Here is an 18,570-nt window from a genome sequence, read left to right on the forward strand (position 1 = left end):
TTTATGGCATTAATGGCATCTATAATAATACCCGTTTACAATAGGGAAGCCTTGATAGGTAAAACGCTAAAGAGTGTTGAAAAGCAAAACTACAGACATTGGGAATGTATCATTGTTGATGATGGTTCAGTTGATGACACTATAGAAATTGTAAAACTATTCATTGCCAAGGACGATAAGTTTAAACTATACGAAAGACCTGCAGAATCAATAAAAGGGGCTTCTACTTGTAGAAATATTGGGCTACAAAAATCTAAGGGTGATTACATTATTTTTTTGGATTCTGACGATACGCTCACACCAAGATGTTTAGAAAATAGAATTTCAAAAATCAGCGAATATGCAAAAGAAGACTTTCTAGTTTTTCCTATGGGCGTGAGTAGAAATGAAGAGGTTTATAAAAAAGAGATACCATTAAAATCAAACTATTTATTAGAGTTTCTCAACTATAAATTATCATGGTCTATTATGTGTCCTATTTGGAAGCGCAAATTTATTTTAAATTTAAAAGGTTTTAAAGAAGGTTACCCTAGATTGAATGACCCTGAATTAATGATAAGGGCTTTGTTGGCCCCAGAAGTAAGTTTTAAGATATTTTATGATGAACCTTATGATACGGTTTACTATCCAAATATTACAGATTGGACAAAAATAAAAGAAAAGTATTTTGAAACCTTAAAACTTTTTATTCCTGATATTTGTAGGGAGCTTGAGTTGAGTAACAATTCAAAGTTAAAGTCAAATCTAGTTAGTTATTTGAAAGTTTGGTACAGAGATTTTTACTTTCCAAGTGACCAGAATTTGCTTGATGAGAATATTAAACTTATCAAGATATTTTATAATAATGGCATTATCTCGTTATTAAAAACAGCGTTTTTATTTTTTATGTACTTCTTGTATGTAGGTTTTTCATATTTAAAAAGAGAGTTGGTTAAAAGAATAATCAAGCTATTAGAGCACAAAAATTGAAGTGGTTAAAAAAACATATCAAGAACGTCTTCAGGTTTTCTGAGTCTTTAAGGGAACTGTTCAAGTTTTTTTTCTTTCACTCAAAAAAGATTGATAAATCAGAAATCATTTTTGTTTTACCCTATTATCAAACAGGTGGGGCAGAAAGGGTACATCTTAATATTGTTCAGTGTGTTCAGGACAAACAATTATGCATTTTATTCACCCATAATTCAGCAACAGAAAACTTTAAACCTGAATTTTATAAATATGCAGAAGTATTGGAGGTAAATAAAATATTGGCAAAGAACAATGACTTTGTCAATACTCTGCTTAAAAAAGTCTTAATTAAAAAGATAAACAAAAACCAAGAACTGGAAAGTATATTTGGGAGCAATACCAATTTTTTTTACGAGATACTGCCTAGTATTAGTAACCCTTCTAAAAAGTTAGATTTGATTCATGCTATTTCGAATGAAAATGATACTATTGTAGAACACTATATTGAAAGCGCATCAATTATTAATACTCGTATTGTTATCAACAAAAAAGCGTATAACGATGTGCTGAATAAATATAAAATAAATGATGTGCCTCAGGAATATTATTCCAACCTTAAAATTATAGAGAATGCAATTCCAATCAACTTTAAAGATGAATTAGAGATTAGTCAAAATCTAAATATTGGTTTTGTGGGGAGGTGGTCAAAAGAAAAACGACCTGAAATTTTTCTAGAAATCGCCAAAAATATTAAAAATCAAGCCCCTAATGTTAAATTTTCAATGGCGGGTATTGGTATGAAAAGTAACATTGACAGAATTAATGAAGCTGGAGTTTTGTATCAAGGAGAATTGATTGGGCAAAAAAGCTTAGATTCTTTTTACAAATCGCTAACGTTTATTTTGGTAACCTCTTATAGAGAAGGTTTTCCTATGGTAATAATTGAAGCAATGGCGCATGGTGTCATACCAATATGTACCAATGTGGGAGGTATAAGTGAGCACATATCTAGCTATGGTAATGGGGTTTTAATAGAAAGCCATAAAAGTCAAGAAGTTGTTGTAAAAGATTTTGTTAAAACCATACAGTCGCTTTTAAATGATGAACAACTTAGGCAAAAAATATCGCAAAACGCTTTTCATTACGCAAGAGGTCATTTTAATATTGAAAAATTTAGCCTAGAGTATAGAAAATGTTTGCTGAATAAATTAGATGTTACAACATGCTAACCATCGCCTTGACATACCGTAACCGAGATTTAAACATCGTTTCACGGTGTTTTCAATCTTTAAAAGCGCAATCGAACTCCAACTTTAAAGTGATGGTGGTTGATTATGGAAGCACCCGAGAATACAGCCAAAAACTAAAAAGACTTTGCGATGCTTATAACTTTATTAGCTACATCTTTGTAAATGCAGTGGGGCAGCTTTGGAATAAAAGCAGAAGTATTAACATAGCTTTAAAACAATGTGAAACACCATTATTTTGTGTTGCCGACATCGATTTGTTGTTTCATCCGGAATTTGTAGATAAGTCATTTGAATGGTCTAAAAATAATCAAGCAACCTATTTTCAAACGGGATTTTTGTCCAAAGAAACCACACAGAAAAATTTGAGTTTTAATGAGTCTCAACCCCAGTTTTTGAGTACCAATGAAGTAACGGGCATTACGTTGTATCAAACAGAGTTACTCAAATTAATAAACGGTTACGATGAGTTTTACCACGGTTGGGGCGCCGAAGATACCGACGTACATTTACGCTTAAAAAATGCAGGACATCAAGTGTGTTTTTATGATAAAGAAGTCTTGGTAAAACACCAATGGCATCCTAAGGCGTATCGTACAAAAGCGAGCAGCTATCCTTTCCATACAGGTTTGGAACGCATTAATCATCAATATATGCTGCAACGTCAGCAACTCCACATTTCAAAAGCCAATATCGGCCAGCCTTGGGGCGTTTTGCCCTCCTTAGAGCAGAAGCGGGAATTAAAAAAAGATGTTACAATATTGAAGCTGTCCAATCAATCAGAAGAAATAGATGCATTATTGGTAGGTTTATTGCCCCAATTAAAAACAGCCCTAAAAATCCAAGTGCATTGCGTTCAGAAAAGGGAGGAAACGAAACAATTTTTAAAGCAGCTTTTTGGGAAGAAAAGTTTCAAGTTTTACAGTTTAGAGCAAATCAATAATAAATGCTTGGAAACTTTGATTGTACATCAGCGACTAGCCCTCTATAATTTTAAAACCGATTGGAAAAGCAAAACCATAACATTAAGTATTAGTCCGTATGCAGAAGCCTAAAAAAATACTCATGGTCGCCATGCCATCCTTGCATTTTTTTAGGTGGACCGAACAGCTAAAAGATTCAAGCTTTGAGGTGTATTGGTTTGATATTACTGGGAGCGGACAGTTTGTCCAACGGTTGGATTGGGTGCATCAAAAAGTAGATTGGAGGTTAAAATGGGATTTTCCGGGCAGGCACATCGTTAAAAAGAAATTCCCTAAAGTTTACCAAAATATTCAAAAAATAAACGAACGCGATGTTTCCAAAGCTTTTGAGGAATATATACAGGAAGTAAAGCCTGATATGGTGCATAGTTTTGCGCTGTACGTAACATGTACGCCTATTTTGGAAGTTATGGAACGCCATAATAGTACTCCTTGGATTTACAGCTCGTGGGGAAGTGATTTGTATTATTTTCAAAATATTCCCGAATATTTAAAGGACATCAAACGGGTTTTACCCAGACTGAATTATTTATTCGCAGATTGTAATCGTGATGTTGAAATTGCCCAAAAACATGGCTTCAAAGGTAAACTTTTAGCTGTAGTACCAGGTGGCGGAGGGTTTCATTTAAATGATTTGAAGGGCTATATCTGGTCTGTCGAAGATAGAAACTTAATTTTAATAAAAGGTTTTCAAGGCCGTTCGGGTAGGGCTGTACAAGTTTTAAAGGCTATTGAGAAATTACCGGATAAGTTGAAATCCTCAGAAATAATTGTATTTGGAGCCTCAGAAGAGGTTATTCAATACGCTGAAAAATCAACTTTAAAGAGCTGGAATAATTTAAAATGCTTTGATAAAATACCTCATGGTGAGGTTCTCAAACTCATGGGGAAAGCTTTAATTTATGTAGGAAACAGCAATTCAGATGGTATGCCAAATACTTTGCTTGAAGCGATTTGTTTGGGCGCATTCCCTATCCAGTCCAATCCCGGAGGGGCTACTGAAGATGTGATTGTACATGGAGAAAACGGGCTTCTAATTCAAAATTGTGAAAATATTAAAGAGATTAAAAATCAGATTGAATATACTTTGGACAATCCTAATTTGATTATTAGAGGGAATAAACAAAACAAAAAGCTTAGCAAACAGTTCGATTATGATTTATTAAAACAGCAAGTTTTGAGTAAATATCTTAGTTTAGTAGATTAATTATAAAAGTACATGAAAAAAATAGGATTCATTCCACTTCGGAAAGGTTCAAAAGGCATTCCGAATAAAAATAAACGAAAAATGGTCGGCCGGCCATTGTTCACTTGGGTCTTGGGTGAAGCTATCTTTTCAGACTTGGATGAAGTAGTAGTTTATACCGATGATGAAAGTATCATCGAATTCATCAAAAAAGAATACCATTGGACCAACAAAGTAAAACCGCTTTTAAGAAGTACGGAAAGTGCTAGCGACACTGCTTCTACCGAGTTTGCCATGCTGGAATTCTGTGAATCCATGAATTATGATTTCGATGTGTTTTGTCTCTTACAGGCCACATCATCTTTCACTAAAAAAGAAGACATCAACACCTGCTTGAATAAATTGAACAATGATTATGATTCTGTATTAACGGTGGTGAATACCCATCGGTTTCTGTGGAATAAAGAAGGAAAACCTTTAAACTACGACCCGTTTAACCGTCCACGCCGACAAGATTTTGAAGGGTTGCTCATTGAAAATGGCGCCGTTTATGCCGCAAAAAGAGAAACCATTCAAAAGTATAAAAATAGAATTGGTGAAAAAGTAGCTGTTGTGGAAATGCCAGAGGAATCGTTGCACGAAATCGATTCGGAAAGCGATTGGCTAGTGGTTGAAAATTTATTGATGGAACGCCAAAAGCGACAAAAGGAATCAGAAAAAATCACCCATGTCGTGTTGGATGTTGATGGTGTTTTTACTGATGGCACGATTACTTATACAAAAGACGGTGAGCACACCAAAAGTTTTGATATGCGCGACGGTATGGGGCTCGAAATTTTAAGGCAATACGATGTTGAGGTGATGGTTATGACTTCTGAAAACTCAGAATTGGTGGCCAAACGCATGGACAAACTGAAAATTGAAAATGTGTTCTTAGGGGTAAAAGATAAGTTTACTTTGCTCAACCACATTGTTACCCAAAAGAACATCACTTTGAGCAACATCGCTTATGTTGGCGATGATGTTAACGATTTAACCAATATTTGTAGTGTAGGCTGGTCCTTAGCCCCCAACAACGCAACTGATATCGTAAAACAGCATGCTGATATTGTGTTGTCCAAAAACTCCGGAGCAGGAGCCATAAGGGAGGCTTGCCAGTTTATCATGAATTACAATAAAAGATTTTAAAGGATGACAAAAGCATATAGTACATTGGGTGTCAGTCTGAGCGCATTCGAAGACCTTGGGGGTTATAAGTCCCAAAACATTTCGACTCCGCTCAATGTGACAGTTTTTAATTTTTGTCATTTACTTGTCAGAAAAGATTGAAATACTCCCAATTCTCATGAATAATTATAAAAAACCATATATCATTGCCGAAATAGGCTGCAACCATAAAGGCGATATGGGTATTGCCAAAGAGCTTATTAAAGTGGCAAAAATATTCTGCAATGTTGATGCCGTGAAATTTCAAAAGCGAAATAACAAAGAATTGTTGACGGAAGAGCAGTACAATAAACCGCACCCCAATCCAGTGAATTCCTATGGCAATACTTATGGTGCGCACCGAGAGTTTTTGGAATTCGATTTGGAACAGCATGCCGAATTAAAAAGCTATTGTGAGGAAATTGGCATTACCTATTCAACTTCCGTTTGGGATCTTACTTCAGCGAAGGAAATCGCTTCGTTGAATCCAGAATTCATTAAAATTCCATCGGCTTGCAATAACAATGTTGAAATGTTGGAATGGCTTTGCGATAATTACTCAGGCGAATTGCACATTTCCACAGGGATGACCACCAAAGAAGAGATTGAAGAATTGGTGCACATTTTTAAAAGTAAAAAACGAAATCAAGACTTAGTGCTGTACAATTGTACTTCAGGTTATCCGGTGCCCTTTGAAGATGTGTGCTTACTTGATATCAATTTACTTAGTGAAAAATATGGAAGTGAGGTAAAACATATCGGATTTTCGGGACATCATTTGGGTATTGCGGTCGATGTGGCCGCTTACACTTTGGGAGCCAATATTATTGAAAGACACTACACGCTCGATAGAACTTGGAAAGGTACTGACCACGCTGCCTCGTTAGAGCCGATGGGGTTGCGAAAGTTATCGAGGGATGTGAACGCCGTTTACAAAGCGCTTCAATTTAAAAATCAAGATATTTTGCCCATTGAGCAGGTACAACGTGAAAAACTGAAAAACCAGAAAGTATAATGTTTTCATCCCACAAGATTAGATTGTTTTGGTGGAACGAGGTAAAGATACAGGGCAAGGCTAAAGAAAACTACGGTGACCTTTTAGGGAAGTATTTGATTGAAAATATTTCAGGTAAGAAAGTAGTTTTTAGTTGGCCCAAAAAGTTTTATGTACATGATTTTTTTGCCCCGATTTACGTTACAGTTGGCAGTATTTTAACTCACGCAAACCATAAATGTGTGGTTTGGGGCAGCGGCATCGTTTCAAAAGAGTATCCGATAAAAAAGGCAAAATTTTTAGCGGTTCGAGGGCCACAAACCCGAAATCACTTAATCAGTCAGGGGTATAATGTGCCCGAAGTTTATGGGGATCCAGCCTTGCTTTTACCTCAATATTACAGCCCGAAAATTGAAAAAAAGTACGATATAGGCATTATTCCTCACTACAGCGATTTTAAAAAAGTAAAAGCGCATTATCAAAATGAAAATGCCGTTCTACTGATTGATTTAATGACCAAGGATATTGAGGAAACCACGAACCAAATTTTGAAATGTAAAAAAGTGGTGTCTTCATCATTGCACGGGGTGATTGTAGCACATGCCTATGGCATACCTGCCGTATGGCAAAAGTTTTCAAACGATGTGTTTGGTGACGATATTAAATATCAGGACTATTTTGAGTCGGTGGGGATTGCACCTTACAAGCCCAATGTAATTTCATCGAAAATGAACACAGAACAACTATTGGAACTTTTTAATGGAAGAGAAGTGCTTCCGAAGCAAAAAAAAATAGAAGATATTTGTGAAAATTTAATGAGGGTTTGTCCGTTTAAAACGAAGTTGTAAATGAAGAAAAAAGTATTCATATTTTTTCCTGATGGTGTGGGGTTGCGGAATTTTGCTTTTACCGATTTCAAAACAATAGGTGAGGAAATGGGGTTCGATATTACCTATTGGAACAATACCATTTTTTCGTTAAAAGATAATTTGGGTTTTCAAGAAGTAAAAATTGAAGACCATTCGGCGCATCCTCTTTTGCCCATTTATTCAAGGGCCAGAAAGCGGGCGGAACTCAATGTGTCGAGAGATAAATTCAACGATTCGGTTTACCCCACTTATAAATTCCCATTCAGTTACAAAGGCTTAAAAAATACCATCAAAAGTTTGTATGTAAAATGGTTGCTGGGGTTGTATTCTTCAGCAAAAGGCGTTGAAAAACTCAGGCGTAAAATCAACCAACTCGAGCGTTCCACTTCAAAATATAAGTATTGTAAAGCCCAGCTGGAAGAGTATAAACCTGACTTAATTTTTTGTACTACACAACGCGCCACACAATCCATAAGTGCGCTTTTAGCGGCAAAAGATTTGGGCATTCCAACCGTAGCATTTGTATATTCATGGGATAATGTGCCCAAAGCGATGCAAGTGGTCGAGACCAATTATTATTGCGTTTGGAGCGATTTGATGAAACAGCAAGTGCTGCAATATTATCCGTTTGTAAAGCCGGAACAGGTTTTTGTAACAGGCACCCCGCAGTTTGAGCCGCATTACAATGAAAATTTAAAACTAAGCAGAAAAGCTTTTTTTAAAGAGCACAACCTGGATTTTAACAAAAAATACATTTGCTTTTCGGGAGACGATATAACCACCTCACCGCTCGACCAGTTTTATTTGGAAGATTTGGCCAATGCTGTTCGAAATTTGAATTCAAAAGGATATAATCTGGGGATTATTTACAGAAAATGCCCCGTGGATTTTACCAATCGCTATAACGTGGTTATTGAAGAAAATAACGATATTATCGCTGTTTTAGACCCTATATGGAAACAAGTGGGCAACCAATGGAATCAAGTGTTGCCAACGCCCGAAGATTTTAAAATGTTGTACAACGTTTGTGAACATAGCGAGTTTGTAACCAATGTATGCTCATCAACCGTGTTCGATTTTGTAGCACACAACAAGCCTTGTATTTATTATAATTACGAACAGCCCCAATTAAAAAAGGGCATTCGCGATATTGGTCAGAATTATAAATATGTTCATTTTAGGAGCATGCCCAGCAAAAAGGCAGTGGTATTCTGTACCGATAAAGTTGATTTGGAAGCTTTAGTACAACAGATTGTAGATGCAAAATTGAGCAATGTAGAAGAATGTAAAACGTGGTATGAAATAGTAGTTGGAAAAACGCCTGCGGAAGCATCAAAAAATATTTGGAAATCCATAGATTCAATATTAAACTAAAATCCTGCTATTCGTGTAATTTTACAAAAGATACACTAATATTTTCGCATTGTGTTATAAAAATTATTTGTAAATACACTTTATGTCAGTAGCACAAAAAAGTTGTCACATCGAGCGGAGTCGAGATGTTTTTATAACCTTTCGACTCCGCTCAAGGTGACAGTATTAGTGAAATTTGAGAAAATGTGTAACCAATGGCATAAAAAAGATTAAACAATAAAAATTATTAGTGTTTTGATAGCTATCGGAAACGTGGCTTAAATGAACAGAAACGAAAGCGCATAGTTTTCAACTAAAGATTTTAACCAATGAAAATAGGTTTCATAACATCCGAATATCCACACCCAAAAGTTAGCCATGCTGCTGGTATTGCCACAAGCATTAAAAATTTGGTTGAAGCCTTGGTTGAAATAGGTGCAAAAGTGACGGTTTTTGTGTATCAGCAGGACAGTGACGATGTTATTGAAGAAGAAGGCGTAAAAATTTACCTGATTAAGAAAAAGAGATATAAGTTTTGTACTTGGTATTTTTACCGCAAGCACATTCAAAATTATGTCAATAAGATTGTTTCAAAAGAGAATATCAATATTCTTGAAGCGGCCGATTGGACGGGCATTACCGCATTTATGAAATTTAATGTGCCATTGGTGATCCGTTTTCACGGTAGTGACGCCTACTTCTGCAAGTTGGATGGACGACAACAAAAGTTTAAAAACTTCATGTTCGAAAAACTGGCTTTAAAAGGCGCTTCGGCCTATATAGCCCCAACAACGTATGCAGGTGAAGAAACACGAAAGATTTTCGGATTGGACGCTAAAAAAATAAAAACCATCCATTACGGTTTGCAGCTCCAAAATTTTGAAAATGAATCGCCCGAAACGTATGATAGAAACACTATTTTATACATCGGCACCATCATCCGGAAAAAAGGCGTTTTGGAGTTGGCCGAAATATTCAATAAAGTGGTTGCCCAAAACCCAGTAGCCAAATTGGTTCTCATTGGGAGTGATGCCCCGGATATTAAAACTGGAGCACCTTCAACGTACAAATTAATGGAACGTTTACTGTCGCCAGAAGCTAAACAACGGGTGGATTATTTAGGGAAAATTCCTTATTCAGAAGTCAAAACGCATATTAAGAATGCTCATGTTTGCACATTCCCGAGTTTTGCAGAGACCTTGGGTATGGTAACGATAGAAAGCATGGCACTACAAAAAACCGTAGTGAACACCAGTATAGGCTGGGCACAAGAATTAATTGATGATGGTGTTGATGGTTTTTTAGTTCATCCCTCTAAAATTGATTCGTTTTCGGCTAGAGTCCTTCAATTGTTAAACAATGAAGACCTGTGCCGAAATTTTGGGAAAGCGGCGAGACTTAAAGTTGAGGAACGATTCGATATCAAAGAAATAGCCGAAATCAACATAGAATATTATAATAGTATTTTGAACAGATGATTGTATTGGTGCACGAAAATAATAGGCCGCTGCAGGTTTTGGATACTTCGTTGAACGAAGTAAAGTTTTCAGTTGCGTCTTCAATTACAGATACCATGTTTGTATTGGCCAAAACATTTCCAGACGATATTATTATGTGGTGTCATAAAACCTATGTTAAATATATCAGTACATCTGAAATTTCTAATATTTTTCACCACAAGCAAATCATGGCCTCGTTTTCGGTATCTAAAACAAGTTATATACCCAAAGCTATTGGTTTTATTGACCAGTCGGTATTTGTTAATGTAAAGTACGATGTAAGTTATCCCACTTGGTTAATGAGCAGTGATGTGGGCGGTGTTTCGGCCGAATTTTTAAATACCATAATTAGTATCAAACGCCATAGAAGCTTTGATTATTTTTTAAATTCATTGGCTAAATTGGCCATGCCCAAGGGGTTGTTTTGTTATTCGGAACCGCGACTTTTAAAAGCGATACCATCACAAACTATTAGGGCTAAAAGCGCTTCAAATATTGAATTGTTTAAGTTTAGTAAACAGCATTATAAATGGTTTTGGACGTTTATGTTGCTGCTATGTCATATTCTTTATCGTAAGCGTTTCCCTTTATTGCCGTTTGTCCTTTCTCTTTTTTATCGGAAACAGCGTATTTTTTTTCAAAATTTAAAAGTACAGTCTTCGAAAGTTGTAGTTAATAAAAGGGAAATAGATGTTATTATACCCACTATTGGGCGAAAGGAACATCTTTATGACGTTTTGAAAGACCTGGCCGCTCAAACGCTACTGCCCAAAAATGTCATTATAGTAGAACAGAATCCTTCGGAAGGAAGCGTTTCAGAATTAGATTTTTTAACTGAAGACAATTGGCCGTTTATAATCAAGCATGTGTTCACCCACCAAACCGGAGCCTGCAATGCTCGAAATATTGCTTTAGACCTCGTGGAAAGCGAATGGGTATTTTTAAATGACGACGATAATAGGTTTGAAGTTCATTTGTTGAAAAGTGTTTTTGAAAAAATCGAACAGTATGGAGTTGATGTTTTAACCACAGAATACCTTCAAAAGGGTGAAACATTGCCACGTCAGTATAATTATACACACCAGACAGGTATTTTTGGTTCGGGCTGCAGTGTTGTGAAAACTGAGAGTTTAAAAGATATTCGTTTTAATATGGCTTTGGAATTTGGCTATGGAGAAGATACCGATTTTGGAAGACAGTTAAGAAATAGTGGCAACGATGTTATTTTTTTTCCTGATTTAAAGATTGTTCACCTCAAGGCCCCGATGGGAGGGTTTAGAACAAAATTTTTCCATCCATGGGAGACGGAAAAGGTGCAGCCTAAACCCTCGCCAACAGTAATGTACGTTAGGAAAAAGTTTTATACCCACGAACAATTTTTAGGGTTTAAATGTATTTCTTTTTTTAGATTTTGTTCGCAACAAAAAAATAAAAATCCGTTTTTTTATTTTTCTAAATTTATACGAGATTGGAAGCTAAGTATATTTTGGGCTGATAAATTAGAGCAACAATAATATTATATTCTTAAATGGCTAAATGTGTTTTTATCGCTTTTTCACTAAATAACAGTTCGGTGTCCGATTATTTTACAGATTTGGCAAATACTTTTTCAAAAAAATATAAGGTATTGGTTTTTACTGATGTAAAAACGGCCCAAAATACATTGAGCCGTGATGTTATTGTTAAATATTGGCCATCTGGTCGCCCCACTCAAGTAAAAGATTTTATTTTCTTTTTCAAAGAAATAAGAAAGTTCAAGCCAAGTATATGTATTTCGGTTTTTGGAGCGGTTAACGTTTTTTTAATTATTGGTTTTATAACAAGAGTAAAGGCAAGAATAGCTTGGGTAAGGACATTAAGCACTCAATTTCCACAGCGTAAGATATTGCTTTTTAGAAAAGCATTGGTATATAAATTGGCCACTAACATTATTGCTAATTCTAAGGCAACTAAGTTTGATGTTTCAGAACAATATTTTGTGAATAAAAATAAAATCAATGTAATACCTAATGCAGTTAGAGATTATAATTCGGTATTGCCAGAAATTAAAACGGACAGAAATAAGATAGTTTATGTAGGCAGGCTTCATCCATCAAAAGGAGTAGATGTGTTATTGAGGGCACTAGCAATACTAATTAAAACTAGTCCCCATGTTAATTTGGATATTATAGGGGCGGGAAGCATGAGAAGCGAATTAGAATTATTGGTTGATAATTTGAAACTAAAAAACAGAGTTTCCTTTCTTGGGGCAAAAAGTAAAAATGAAGTTTTAAGGCGCCTAAAGGGGGCGTATTGTTCTGTCGTCCCTAGTTATTCCGAAGCTTTCGGTTTTACAGTGATAGAGGCCATGAGTGTTGGTACATGTGTTATCGGGACAAATAATACAGGGATAAAAGAAACTATACAAGATAACAAGACAGGTCTGTTGTTTGAAACGGGAGACCATGAAATGCTTGCCGAAAAATTGAGGCATATTTATTCCAATCAAAATTTTAGGGATAAATTGGCTTTAAATGGTTATAGAAGCTTTTTAAAGTTTTATGAGGTAAGCGAACGTGTAAAACAAGATTTTATATTTTTTGAAGATTACATGTGAATTTAGAGAGTGAATTAAGGTGGAATTTTAAAAATTAGTGCTTAAACTTTATACAAACATATCGTTGTTAACCGATGCCAACCGAAGCAAAGTGTTTCCGTTGCTGTTCGATTTGCATTATGTTAAAAATGAGGAAGTGCTTGATTTTTATGAGTTGGTCGATACGATTTTAGATTGTGATATCGTTGTGTTTCCCATTGATTATGGTTCGTTTTTTAAAAATGAAAAAGCATTTCAAAGGTTATTAACCGAAGCCCAAAAATACAAAAAGCCAATTTGGTTGTACACGGCGGGCGATTTTGGTTTCACCGTACACATTCCCAATAGTTATAATTTTAGGTTGGGCGGCTTTCATTCTAAGTTAAGTGATAACACATTTGTAATGCCGTCGTTTATAAATGACCCTTTTGAAACGGCTTTAAAAACGTCTTTTTCCGTAGTAAAAAAAGAAGAAAAACCGAGTGTAGGCTTTGTGGGGCATGCCAAAACGGGTGTTATAAAACACCTAAAATCGGTTTTAAGCCATTTAAAATTTCGATTTAAATTTATGCTGAAAACGACTTATTTTGATAAACAACCTTTTTATCCTTCGGGTATAAAACGGGCACAATACCTTAATATGTTAAAACGTAGCGAAAATCTCCAAACCAATTTTATTTTAAGGAATAACTATCGTGCAGGAGCTAAAGACCAAAAGGCCAAAGCACGAACCACCACAGAATTCTACAACAATATTTTCTATAATTTGTACACGTTTTGTATCCGAGGTGTCGGCAATTTTTCGGTACGGTTTTATGAAACCTTGGCCGTGGGACGTATACCTATTTTGTTGAATACCGATTGTAGGCTGCCTTTATCGAATCTAATCGACTGGAATAAACATGCCGTAATTTTAGACGCGTCAAGTAAAGTGAGTTTAGAGCAACAAATATTGCAATTTCATGAAGCGAAAAGCCATGAAGAGCTGTCTGAAATTCAAAAAAGCAACCGATTGCTTTGGGAAACCCACTTAAGAAGGCATAGTTACTTTATAAAAGTACATGATATATTTGTAGAGCAATTAAAACCTAAGCATGCCTAAATCATTTACACTTATAGTTTGTACTTATATGCGGCCCAAACCGCTCTTGAATTTATTGAGGTCGGTAAACCAGCAAACTTTATATCCCAACGACATTTTAATTGTTGACGGATCTACAAATAACGAAACTGAAACAATTTTAAAGAAGGATACTTTTAAAAATCTACATTATTTTAAGGTAGAAGAACAGGATAGAGGGCTCACAAAACAACGAAATTTTGGAATTAAGAAAGTTTCACCCGACTCAGAAATCATATGTTTTTTGGATGATGATACGGTTTTAGAAAAAAGTTATTTTGAAAACTTAATAGGGACTTACAGTCAAAAAGAAGATGCTTTGGCTGTTGGTGGTTACATTTCTAATGAAGTAAAATGGGAAAGGGCAGATAGTCAAATCAATCCGAATAAATTTTATTTTGATGGTTGGATGCGGGAGGAGCCTTCTCGGTTTAAATTAAGAGGTAAAATAGGGTTATTGCCCGATGTGCCCCCCGGATTTATGCCTAGCTTTTCACACGGTCGTTCCATTGGGTTCATACCGCCTTCCAATAAAATTTATGAGGTAGAACTGCTTATGGGAGGGGTGGCTTCGTATAAAAAAGAAGTGTTTGATACAATACGTTTTTCAAGTTATTTTGAAGGGTATGGTTTGTATGAGGATGCCGACTTTTCATTAAGGCTAGCAAAACTCGGGAAATTATATGTGAACACTTCCGCTCGATTAAACCATTACCATAACCAATCTGGCCGCCCCAACACATTTAAATATGGAAAAATGGTTGTTCGGAACGGTTGGTATGTTTGGCGGGTAAAATACCCATTGCCAAACTTGAAAGCAAGATTGAAATGGAATGCGACTGTAGGCTTATTAACTTTTGTCAGGCTGATAAATACTTTTACGACAAGAAAAAGAAAAGCGGCGCTTACTGAAGGTTTTGGGCGTATTGTAGGCTGGTGTTCAATACTTATTGATAAACCAAAAACGGAGGCATGAAATTCTTAATCATCACACATGTCGAGCACAAATCAAATGGTACAAGCTTTTCTGCCTATGCGCCGTATGTTCGCGAAATGAATCTTTGGTTAAAACATGTCGAAAATCTTACAATTGTTGCGCCACAAACTTCAAAAATTAAATCGGAAATTGATTTAGATTACAAACATGAAAATATCAAATTTAACGAGATTCCCTCTATTCAATTCACCGATTTAAAAAATGCGTTTGTTTCACTTTTTAAAATCCCTATTATTCTAATCGGCATTTACAAAGCCTGTAATAAAGCTGACCACATCCACCTACGTTGCCCTGGAAACATTGGTTTGTTGGGCTGTTTGGTGCAAATCTTTTTTCCGAAAAAAAACAAAACGGCCAAATATGCTGGAAATTGGGACCCAAACGCAAAACAACCGCTTAGTTATAGAATTCAAAAATGGATGTTGAGCAACACGTTTTTAACAAAAAATATGTCGGTGTTGGTTTACGGGAATTGGGAAAACCAAACCCAAAACATCAAACCGTTTTTTACGGCCACTTTCAAAGAAAATGAAATAGAACCCATAGAACCACGTGATTATTCAGGCGGCTTGCAATTTGTTTTTGTCGGCACTTTGGTTGAAGGCAAACGCCCATCATTGGCGATTCAAATTATTGAAAGGCTGCAAGAAAAAGGGAAAAAAGTCCGTTTGGACATTTTTGGCGATGGTGTTTTAAGGGGAGATTTAGAGGATTATGTGAAAACCAAAGGTTTAAATCATATTATCCAATTCCATGGAAACCAAGAAAAACAAAAAGTAAAAAACGTTTTAAAGCGAGCTCACTTTTTAATATTGCCATCAAAGTCTGAAGGCTGGCCTAAAGTAATTGCAGAAGCCATGTTTTTTGGAACCATTCCCATAGCGACCTCAATTTCTTGTTTGCCAGATATGCTGGGTTTTGGAAATCGGGGTATTTTAATAAAACTCGATTTGGATGCTGCATTAGAAGAAATAGAAAGGCATTTAAATGACACCGAAAACTTAAAACAGGTGTCGAAAAATGCCGCGAATTGGTCGCAAAACTATACCTTAGACTTTTTTGAAACTGAAATTGTTAAACTCTTAAAAGCTTAATGCGCATATTACAACTCATAGATTCTTTGGATGCCGGTGGGGCAGAGCGCGTGGCCGTTAACTTGGCCAATGCACTGGTGCCAAAGGTTGAAAAATCGTTTTTGTGTACCACCCGTCGGGAAGGACTTTTAAAGGAAAGTATATTGTCCGATGTCAAGTATTTGTTTCTTAAAAAAAAGAAAACCATTGATTTTTCAGCTACGCAAAAGCTACATCGGTTTATTAAAAAACATCGCATTCAGATTATTCATGCGCATTCTACCTCGTTTTTTCTAGCGACTATTGTAAAATTTTTGAATCCAAAAATAGTGGTGGTTTGGCACGACCATTACGGTAACAGCGAGTTTCTTCAGAATCGCGAAGATAAAGTTTTAAAATGGTGCTCAAAATATTTTGCACATACCTTTAGTGTGAATCGTCCGTTGGAAAATTGGGCCAAACAAAAATTGAAACTCAAAAACGTAACAAATTTGCCTAATTTCGCTGTGGCGGATACCAAATTGAAACTAACTCAATTAAAAGGTGAAGATGGCAAGCGCATTATTTGCTTGGCCAATTTAAGACCGCAAAAAGATCATTTTACTTTAATTGAAGCTTTTGATGAAGTTTTAAAAGAAAATCCAGAATGGACATTGCATTGCATTGGCAAGGATTTTAAAGATGATTATTCAAAATCCATTCAACAAAAAATGAAAGCGTATGGGGTGGAAAACTCAGTGTTTTTCTACGGAAGTAAACCCGATGTATCTCATATTTTAAGTCAGTGTGAGATTGGGGTGTTATCGTCAAAATCAGAAGGATTACCCATAGCATTGTTGGAATATGGTTTGTCCAGTTTAGCTGTGGTAGCGACAAAAGTAGGAGAATGCGGAAACGTTGTTTTACATGAAGCAAATGGATTATTGGTGACTTCCTCTAATTCAAAAGAATTGGCAAATGCGATACGTTCATGTATTCAAAACCAAGAATTAAGGACTATTTTTGCTTCGGAATTCAACAAGCATGTTGAAGGTCATTATTCAGAAAAGGTTCAAATTCAGACGATTTTAAAAGTATATAAGCAGTCCCTAACCAACTCTTGAAGAACATAAACTACATAAAGTCCATTTTACTGCATTTGCTCATTGGAGTTGGCGTTTATGGGCTAAAACCATTATCTAAAATTTATTTGCTGGGCATATTTATTTATTTCACCCACAAAATATTTAAAGCAAAACCTTCGCAAAGGACCGTTACAGTGCTTTTGGCCGGCAGTTATGTGGTTGGTGCCGAGGTGTTTTTACGAATGACAGGTGGAAGTCTATTGTACGAAGCCTCAAAATATATGGTAATTTGGTTTAGCTTAATGGGGATTTTTACAGTTAAAATGCACAAACAGCCCATACCTTATATTCTGTATATTTTGCTGCTTATTCCAGGAATTTTGGTAGCAGGATTCAATATGAGTGCGCAAACCAATATTAGAACGGCTATAGCTTTTAATTTAAGTGGGCCAGTGTGCTTGGGCATCGTGTCTATTTTTTGCTACAAACGAAAAATAAGCTATCAAAATATTCATAAGGTTTTACTTTATATGGCATTGCCCTTAGTGTCTACTGTGACTTATTTATTTGTTTTCACTCCTGATATCAGGGAAACCATTACAGGAACGGGATCCAATTATGCGGCTTCAGGTGGTTTCGGCCCCAATCAAGTGGCTACGGTTTTAGGTTTGGGCATGTTTGTGTTTGCAGCGAGGTTTTTTATGCTTTCTCCTTCACTTTTTCTTAAAACGGTGAATGGGTTTGTGTTGGCAGTGATGAGTTTTAGGGCTATTGTAACCTTTAGCCGTGGGGGTGTCATTACGGCACTGATTATGGTTGCGGCCTTTGTTTATTTTTATTTTATGAAGGTAAATGCCAAGGCTAAATTTAGAATTACTAGGGTGGTATTCCTGGTAATAGGTTTGGGAGTTATGGTTTGGGCCTATTCGTCTTTGCAAACTGGAGGGTTGATAGAAAACCGGTATGCCAATGAAGATGCTTTAGGGCGCGAAAAAGCAGATATTACTACTGGACGAACCGATTTGATTTCATTTGAATTGGAAGAGTTTTTCAAGAATCCCGTCTTGGGCGTTGGTGTTGGAAAAATTAAGGAATTAAGGGAAAGGGAAGTCGGTATTTTAGCTGCATCTCACAACGAAATGAGCCGAATTTTATCCGAACACGGACTCTTCGGTTTAACGACATTATTAATTTTATTGTTTACGCCTCTTTTTATCCGATTAAAGAATAAATCGAATATATTCTTTTATTCCTTTTATTTTTTCTGGTTTTTAACCATCAATCATTCATCCATGCGTATTGCTGCGCCTGCCTTCGTTTATGGCCTCTGTTTATTGGATATTCAGTATAAAACCAAAAAAAATCTGCCGAAAAATAAAAACCTGCTAAATGGGGCCTAGGTTTAGTGTGTTTTTCAATGGTATTCCCACTTAATTAAATTTAGTTGTTATCTTTA

16 protein-coding genes are annotated in these 18,570 nt (G+C 35.9%); all 16 read left to right on the forward strand.

Annotation, left to right across the window (positions count from 1 at the left end):
- Positions 1–3 precede the first annotated feature (3 nt).
- The 16 genes from ABI125_07750 (at position 4) to ABI125_07825 (ending at position 18,514) form a co-directional block, all read left to right on the forward strand.
- Positions 4–969 carry a glycosyltransferase family 2 protein gene (locus ABI125_07750; GenBank protein ID XCF07745.1) on the forward strand — a complete coding sequence of 322 codons (966 nt, stop codon included), beginning with the start codon at positions 4–6 and terminating at the stop codon, positions 967–969.
- Positions 966–2,177, forward strand: a complete 1,212-nt coding sequence (locus tag ABI125_07755; GenBank protein XCF07746.1) for a glycosyltransferase family 4 protein — start codon at positions 966–968, stop codon at positions 2,175–2,177. Before ABI125_07750 ends, ABI125_07755 begins: the two co-directional genes overlap by 4 nt.
- Positions 2,171–3,250 carry a galactosyltransferase-related protein gene (locus tag ABI125_07760; protein ID XCF07747.1) on the forward strand — a complete coding sequence of 360 codons (1,080 nt, stop codon included), beginning with the start codon at positions 2,171–2,173 and terminating at the stop codon, positions 3,248–3,250. The genes ABI125_07755 and ABI125_07760 overlap by 7 nt, the downstream gene beginning before the upstream one ends.
- Complete coding sequence (locus ABI125_07765) at positions 3,237–4,385, forward strand: glycosyltransferase family 4 protein (GenBank protein ID XCF07748.1); 1,149 nt, start codon at positions 3,237–3,239, stop codon at positions 4,383–4,385. The genes ABI125_07760 and ABI125_07765 overlap by 14 nt, the downstream gene beginning before the upstream one ends.
- Positions 4,386–4,397: 12 nt before the next feature.
- Positions 4,398–5,552, forward strand: a complete 1,155-nt coding sequence (locus tag ABI125_07770; GenBank protein ID XCF07749.1) for an HAD hydrolase family protein — start codon at positions 4,398–4,400, stop codon at positions 5,550–5,552.
- Between the two features lie 157 nt (positions 5,553–5,709).
- Positions 5,710–6,585, forward strand: coding sequence for an N-acetylneuraminate synthase family protein (locus ABI125_07775; GenBank protein XCF07750.1), 876 nt, complete (start codon positions 5,710–5,712; stop codon positions 6,583–6,585).
- The gene (locus tag ABI125_07780; GenBank protein XCF07751.1) at positions 6,585–7,412 is read left to right on the forward strand and encodes a polysaccharide pyruvyl transferase family protein; all 828 of its coding nucleotides are present in this window, start codon (positions 6,585–6,587) and stop codon (positions 7,410–7,412) included. The genes ABI125_07775 and ABI125_07780 overlap by 1 nt, the downstream gene beginning before the upstream one ends.
- Positions 7,413–8,807 (forward strand): UDP-glycosyltransferase, encoded by a 1,395-nt coding sequence (locus ABI125_07785; GenBank protein XCF07752.1) that lies wholly within the window; start codon positions 7,413–7,415, stop codon positions 8,805–8,807.
- Between the two features lie 308 nt (positions 8,808–9,115).
- Positions 9,116–10,264, forward strand: a complete 1,149-nt coding sequence (locus ABI125_07790; protein XCF07753.1) for a glycosyltransferase family 4 protein — start codon at positions 9,116–9,118, stop codon at positions 10,262–10,264.
- Positions 10,261–11,799, forward strand: coding sequence for a glycosyltransferase family A protein (locus tag ABI125_07795; GenBank protein XCF07754.1), 1,539 nt, complete (start codon positions 10,261–10,263; stop codon positions 11,797–11,799). The genes ABI125_07790 and ABI125_07795 overlap by 4 nt, the downstream gene beginning before the upstream one ends.
- 14 nt (positions 11,800–11,813) lie before the next feature.
- Positions 11,814–12,881 (forward strand): glycosyltransferase family 4 protein, encoded by a 1,068-nt coding sequence (locus ABI125_07800; protein ID XCF07755.1) that lies wholly within the window; start codon positions 11,814–11,816, stop codon positions 12,879–12,881.
- Between the two features lie 37 nt (positions 12,882–12,918).
- Entirely contained in the window at positions 12,919–13,962 is a 1,044-nt protein-coding gene (locus ABI125_07805; GenBank protein XCF07756.1) for an exostosin family protein, read from the forward strand.
- Positions 13,955–14,956 carry a glycosyltransferase gene (locus tag ABI125_07810; protein XCF07757.1) on the forward strand — a complete coding sequence of 334 codons (1,002 nt, stop codon included), beginning with the start codon at positions 13,955–13,957 and terminating at the stop codon, positions 14,954–14,956. The genes ABI125_07805 and ABI125_07810 overlap by 8 nt, the downstream gene beginning before the upstream one ends.
- The gene (locus tag ABI125_07815; GenBank protein XCF07758.1) at positions 14,953–16,071 is read left to right on the forward strand and encodes a glycosyltransferase; all 1,119 of its coding nucleotides are present in this window, start codon (positions 14,953–14,955) and stop codon (positions 16,069–16,071) included. The genes ABI125_07810 and ABI125_07815 overlap by 4 nt, the downstream gene beginning before the upstream one ends.
- On the forward strand, positions 16,071–17,153 hold the full coding sequence (locus ABI125_07820) for a glycosyltransferase (GenBank protein ID XCF07759.1): 1,083 nt from the start codon (positions 16,071–16,073) through the stop codon (positions 17,151–17,153). Before ABI125_07815 ends, ABI125_07820 begins: the two co-directional genes overlap by 1 nt.
- On the forward strand, positions 17,150–18,514 hold the full coding sequence (locus tag ABI125_07825) for an O-antigen ligase family protein (GenBank protein ID XCF07760.1): 1,365 nt from the start codon (positions 17,150–17,152) through the stop codon (positions 18,512–18,514). Before ABI125_07820 ends, ABI125_07825 begins: the two co-directional genes overlap by 4 nt.
- Positions 18,515–18,570 lie beyond the last annotated feature (56 nt).

It is taken from the genome of Tamlana crocina (assembly GCA_040429635.1).
Lineage (GTDB): Bacteria > Bacteroidota > Bacteroidia > Flavobacteriales > Flavobacteriaceae > Flavisericum > Flavisericum crocinum.

Coding starts and splice junctions, on each gene's coding strand:
- ABI125_07750 (XCF07745.1), top strand. CDS start 4: ATGGCATTAATGGCATCTATAATAATACCCGTTTACAATAGGGAAGCC.
- ABI125_07760 (XCF07747.1), top strand. CDS start 2,171: ATGCTAACCATCGCCTTGACATACCGTAACCGAGATTTAAACATCGTT.
- ABI125_07765 (XCF07748.1), top strand. CDS start 3,237: ATGCAGAAGCCTAAAAAAATACTCATGGTCGCCATGCCATCCTTGCAT.
- ABI125_07770 (XCF07749.1), top strand. CDS start 4,398: ATGAAAAAAATAGGATTCATTCCACTTCGGAAAGGTTCAAAAGGCATT.
- ABI125_07775 (XCF07750.1), top strand. CDS start 5,710: ATGAATAATTATAAAAAACCATATATCATTGCCGAAATAGGCTGCAAC.
- ABI125_07780 (XCF07751.1), top strand. CDS start 6,585: ATGTTTTCATCCCACAAGATTAGATTGTTTTGGTGGAACGAGGTAAAG.
- ABI125_07785 (XCF07752.1), top strand. CDS start 7,413: ATGAAGAAAAAAGTATTCATATTTTTTCCTGATGGTGTGGGGTTGCGG.
- ABI125_07790 (XCF07753.1), top strand. CDS start 9,116: ATGAAAATAGGTTTCATAACATCCGAATATCCACACCCAAAAGTTAGC.
- ABI125_07795 (XCF07754.1), top strand. CDS start 10,261: ATGATTGTATTGGTGCACGAAAATAATAGGCCGCTGCAGGTTTTGGAT.
- ABI125_07800 (XCF07755.1), top strand. CDS start 11,814: ATGGCTAAATGTGTTTTTATCGCTTTTTCACTAAATAACAGTTCGGTG.
- ABI125_07810 (XCF07757.1), top strand. CDS start 13,955: ATGCCTAAATCATTTACACTTATAGTTTGTACTTATATGCGGCCCAAA.
- ABI125_07815 (XCF07758.1), top strand. CDS start 14,953: ATGAAATTCTTAATCATCACACATGTCGAGCACAAATCAAATGGTACA.
- ABI125_07820 (XCF07759.1), top strand. CDS start 16,071: ATGCGCATATTACAACTCATAGATTCTTTGGATGCCGGTGGGGCAGAG.